Source organism: Microvirga soli (assembly GCF_016734765.1).
Lineage (GTDB): Bacteria > Pseudomonadota > Alphaproteobacteria > Rhizobiales > Beijerinckiaceae > Microvirga > Microvirga soli.
Genome location: NZ_JAERQE010000116.1, coordinates 1 through 4,347, shown reverse-complemented (window position 1 = coordinate 4,347; position 4,347 = coordinate 1). Strand labels below are relative to the sequence as shown.

The window sequence follows — 4,347 nt, the reverse complement described above, 5'->3', positions numbered from 1 at the left end:
GCAATCACCCCACAGGCGAGCTGACCAATGGCCACCTCAAACCGCACCCGAATTTACACTCATTGACGGACGTGACCCTTCGGGATCGGCTCTCGAGCCGTCCCAGCATGGGATCAGGAGAATGAGACGAGCAATCTGAACAGCGGTCTGACCGTAGTGACACGCCCGACCAAGTCCCGGCACGCTCTGGCCTCATCCTTCATCCCGCGAAGGACACCTGTCCACCGGGGGTGGAACTTGCAATGCTCCCTCTATCGTTGAGACCTCTCCGTCGGATCAGGCGCAGGCCGTGGCATCATCCCTGGTCCAGCGGAACTCTGTCCCATCGCTCCACATCCGATGCATGATCACAGCCAGGCGCCGGGCCAACGCGACGATCGCCTTGCGCAGGCTGCCTCGCTTGGCGATGTTCATCGCCCAGGCCTTCAGCCAGGACCACTTCTTCACGCGGGTAAGCATAACCTGCGCTGCTTCATAGAGCAGCGTTCGCATCATTCCATCTCCGCAGAGGGAGACGCATCCGACGCGCTTGCTCTCCCCTGGCTCTTTGAGGACTGGCGTCAACCCTAAGGCAGCCCCAACAGACTTTGAGTGCCTGAAGCGGGCCGGCACATCGATGGTGCTGGTGAAGGCTAGGGCAACCACAGGTCCGACGCCTGGAACCGTCATCAGGCGGCAGCAGGTGCCGTCATCTTTGACGATTGCCAGGACCCTCCGATGGAGGCGGGAGACCTCCTCCCGCAATGTCTGTCGGGCGGCAAGCAGGGAGGTCGCGATGTCTGCCAGTTCCGGCCTGCCGTCCACGAGTTCCCGGATCCGCGTGTCAAAGCCGACTGGCCCGATCACGCCGACCTTGAGACCGAAGTTGCGCAGCAAACCGCGGATGTCATTCTCGATCGCAATCGCCTTCTCCTGCAGCAGCTTGCGAGCGGTCAGCAGAGCACGACGCTGCTGGCTTGTGACGGTCTTGACGTGCACCGGCCGGAACAGGTTGACCCGCATCATCTGGGCAATGCCGCGAGCGTCGTTGCGGTCACTCTTGTTCACCTGTGCCTTGAGGAACGCCTTGGCGTGCCGGGTCTCGATGCAGACCACCGGCAAGCCGGCCGCGGCCAGCCCGCTGTAGAGCCACTGCGACAGGGGGCCGGCTTCGAGCCCGACCCGGGCCAGCCGCCAGGTCGGATCCTGGAGCACACGGGCAAGATCCTCAGGATGGCTGGGTGCCTTCACCTCACGGCAGATGGAACCCGTTTCGTCCAGGATACAGATCGAGGTCTCTTTGAGAGACGTCCAGTCCAGCGTAGTGCTTCATGCTGCGCGCCCTTTCCTGATGCTTGTGAGGGGACACCCTCACGCTATCATCAGCTCAAAGCGCTGCCTTCTAACCATTGCCGTTGCAGATGGGGCTCAAGCCGAATACCCCATCTGAACAGCTAGGGGAAGGTTCCTGAGGTAGGACCATGCGGAGCCAGCTATAGTTTTCGCGCCTGGAGATGCGGCGGCTCCTGACTGATGGTCGGGACCAAGCGGAGAGAGGCCGGGAAGAGCTCAGTTCCCGGCCTTTCTTTCGTCCAATAGTGAAAGGTATTCGAGACCCTGCCGAGGCCCTGTTGAAAGCTGGATTTGCTGCAGTTCAGCTAGCCGAACGTCCCGATGATCGGGAAGAAACCCTTAGGCGTCACACCATCCTCAGAGATCAATCAGCGAGTAAGAGAGGTCCGTGGAGAAGCGACCGACCCCCGACTGAGCGGCCACCGCCGAATAAGTCCACGCGCCGTGGTTATAGTCCACGGAGTCCGACGAGCCGAACCCGAACCCGTAATCAAAACGCTTAGAGTTCGCGCCGAGCTGCGGGTCGAGGATGTGCCAGTGCGAGCCCGAGCTGTCCCTGTCGGGCAGGAACGCCTTGAGGCGGGCGTGGGTCGGGAAGTTGGCGTCCTGAAGCTCGCCGTCGGTCCCGCCCCAGAACACGTTCACCATCTTGGCCGGGATGCCCATCGCCTTCAGAAGGGCAGCGGTCGTGGCCGCGTACTCCGTGCAGTCGCCGCCGCTATTGGACACGGCCCAGGCCGCGCCTTTGTTCTGGGACATGTTCTCGTAACTGAAGTTCTCGATGGGGTAGTCGTAGGCCTCCTTGGCCTGCGCCCACACGTCCCCCGGGTGCTCCGCCTTGATCTCGTTGGCGATCTTGACGATCGTCGGATTGTTGCTCTCGACTAGCTTCTCGGGGCTCATGTACTTGGTGCGGTCGCTTGCGCTCATCGACTCGCCCGGCGTCTTCTGAGTGAAGTCGAGGGAGTAGTCGTTCACATCGACCCTGAAGTCGATCTTGTCGCGGTAGGTCTGGCCTGCGTTGATGTACTGCTTGCGCGAAAGGTAGGCGTCGCCATTGTCGTGATGCTCGAGCGCCCACCCCTCATCGCTGAGGATGTCCACCAGCTTCTGCTGGGCGTCGTGGCTGACGGGAACGGTTACAGCGAGGTTGACGTAGCCCGCTTGGTTGTCCGTGTTCGTGACGCTGATATCAGCAGTCAGTGACTTCTTGATGGTTGCCATTTATTTTCCAAGTATTGTTGAGCCTCTCATGACGAGGCCTTTGAGCGATGCTTGATTGTTGATGAATGAGACGTGGATCAAAGATGAGGAATTTTACGCAAAATACTTGTTCAAGCTGAAACTGGCGCGATGGGTCGCGTTGCAGTGCTTACGGCGCCGAGACTATAACCTCGACAACCCGAAGGACTTGTTCACACTTAATGTGGTGGATCCGTGGCAATAGAAATTCTTTATCTACCGAATTTCGACGAGTTCCTGCCCGTTGGTGCCGATCCGGCCCCAGTGGCGCACCAGGCGCACGGTCCCGAACAGATCCCGCTCACTCATCAGGCTGTAGAAGCGGCGCACGCCCTGCTCCGGGTCGATCCGGTGCAGGACGAGATGATGCTTGATCGCGGATCGGAGATCGGAGATCGTCAGGCATTGTGATCGCGAAGCAGAGGCTTCCAACCGCGAAAGCATTCGTCAGAGCGGAAGAGTGTGCCGCTCCGATCACCAAAGGTCCGCCAGTAACTGACCCCAATCATGCTGTTGGTGATCCAAGACCCCACCACTTCAGGGAAGATGGGCGGAGTATCTCTATCGCTCGGCCAGAGAACGACAGGGGTGCCATCCCGGGGTGCTGTGCTGATTGGATGCCAATCGTCCATCGCTGGCCCCTCATGGGTTCTGAGTCTGGCTCCGCCGTTGTCGTAACCCGCCTCGGCAATGCCGAATGCCCTGCAACAGCCGGTCTAATGCGGCTTCGAGAAGCAAAACTGATCCGCCCAGAGTACGTCTATTGCCCCGCGGCGGCGCTTCGACGCGGTTGCTTGGTAAAGATCAGCCGGACCCGCACGGTTCTCCGGGCGCTCAAACGAGCAAGGCGATCTTTGATCACCTGAGCGGTTTCCGAGTCCATGCTCTGGATCTGCTCAAGCCGATGAGCCACGGCCTTCAACTGGGCGAGCATGATGATCTTTGCATCCTCCAAGGCCTTCCATGCACTCATGGGCAGCATCAGACCATCGAAGGGATCATCAGGGTTGTGCGAGGGGGATCGGGGCATCGGGCACGCCTCCTGGCTGTTGAGCAGGGGATGCGGCGCAAGGCCACCTGCCCAAGTACACCTCAGCACGGGCTTTATTCCTGGTGTTTTGGGAGATTCTAAGGCAGACAGCATCACAGATCGCGATAGCCCCGCCGCCGCTTGACTTGAGCAAGGGCCTCGAGCGCCTGCCCTGCGGCGATTTCATCGGCATGGATCTCGACGAGTTCCTGCCCGTTGGTGCCGATCCGGCCCCAGTGGCGCACCAGGCGCACGGTCCCGAACAGATCCCGCTCAATCATCAGGCTGTAGAAGCGCCGGATCCCTTGCTCCGGGTCGATCCGGTGCAGCACCAGGTGGTGCTTAATCGGGGACCGGAGTTCGTCAGGCATCCAACATCTGGCGCTGCTCCAGCCGCTTCCGTGCCTACGACAGCATCAGGTGCCAATGGAGATCCACATCCTGGTTGATTGTTGTTGCCCCTGAAAGATTGGACAGATCATCCCGGTTGACGTGAGGCAATGAACTCACGCGGTGAATGATACCCGAGCGCCTTATGCGGGTGAAGGCTGTTGTAGTGCTCAAACCATAAAGGAAGGCTGTCCAGCACCGTCCGCGCATCCGGGATTGGACTGACGCGAATGTAATCGCGCTTGATCGTACGCACGAAGGCTTCGGCCATGCCATCGCCTTGTTGCATGGATGAGCAATTTGGTAACCGGGCCTGGATAGCGTAGAGGCGTGTTCGCCTTCTGAGCAAAGAT

General features: G+C 60.0%; 5 protein-coding genes and 1 pseudogene. All 6 read right to left on the bottom strand.

Annotation, left to right across the window (positions count from 1 at the left end; genetic code table 11):
• Positions 1–276: 276 nt before the first annotated feature.
• Positions 277–1,312, bottom strand: a pseudogene (locus JKL45_RS29305) (IS110 family RNA-guided transposase).
• A gap of 377 nt (positions 1,313–1,689) precedes the next feature.
• Positions 1,690–2,556, bottom strand: a complete 867-nt coding sequence (locus JKL45_RS29300) for a transglutaminase domain-containing protein (RefSeq protein ID WP_201865281.1) — start codon at positions 2,554–2,556, stop codon at positions 1,690–1,692.
• A 234-nt stretch (positions 2,557–2,790) separates the two neighbouring features.
• Positions 2,791–3,018, bottom strand: coding sequence for a WGR domain-containing protein (locus tag JKL45_RS29295; protein WP_201865280.1), 228 nt, complete (start codon positions 3,016–3,018; stop codon positions 2,791–2,793).
• A gap of 316 nt (positions 3,019–3,334) precedes the next feature.
• Complete coding sequence (locus tag JKL45_RS29290; protein ID WP_201865279.1) at positions 3,335–3,604, bottom strand: hypothetical protein; 270 nt, start codon at positions 3,602–3,604, stop codon at positions 3,335–3,337.
• Positions 3,605–3,717: 113 nt separating this feature from the next.
• Entirely contained in the window at positions 3,718–3,975 is a 258-nt protein-coding gene (locus tag JKL45_RS29285) for a WGR domain-containing protein (RefSeq protein WP_201865278.1), read from the bottom strand.
• 107 nt (positions 3,976–4,082) lie between these two features.
• The coding region (locus JKL45_RS29280; protein ID WP_246499119.1) for an integrase core domain-containing protein at positions 4,083–4,347 on the bottom strand (265 nt) is incomplete at its 5' end.

What these genes read in the sequence shown, in the direction of transcription:
- JKL45_RS29300 (WP_201865281.1), bottom strand. Translation starts at nt 2,556, where the DNA reads ATGGCAACCATCAAGAAGTCACTGACTGCTGATATCAGCGTCACGAAC.
- JKL45_RS29295 (WP_201865280.1), bottom strand. Translation starts at nt 3,018, where the DNA reads ATGCTTTCGCGGTTGGAAGCCTCTGCTTCGCGATCACAATGCCTGACG.
- JKL45_RS29290 (WP_201865279.1), bottom strand. Translation starts at nt 3,604, where the DNA reads ATGCCCCGATCCCCCTCGCACAACCCTGATGATCCCTTCGATGGTCTG.
- JKL45_RS29285 (WP_201865278.1), bottom strand. Translation starts at nt 3,975, where the DNA reads ATGCCTGACGAACTCCGGTCCCCGATTAAGCACCACCTGGTGCTGCAC.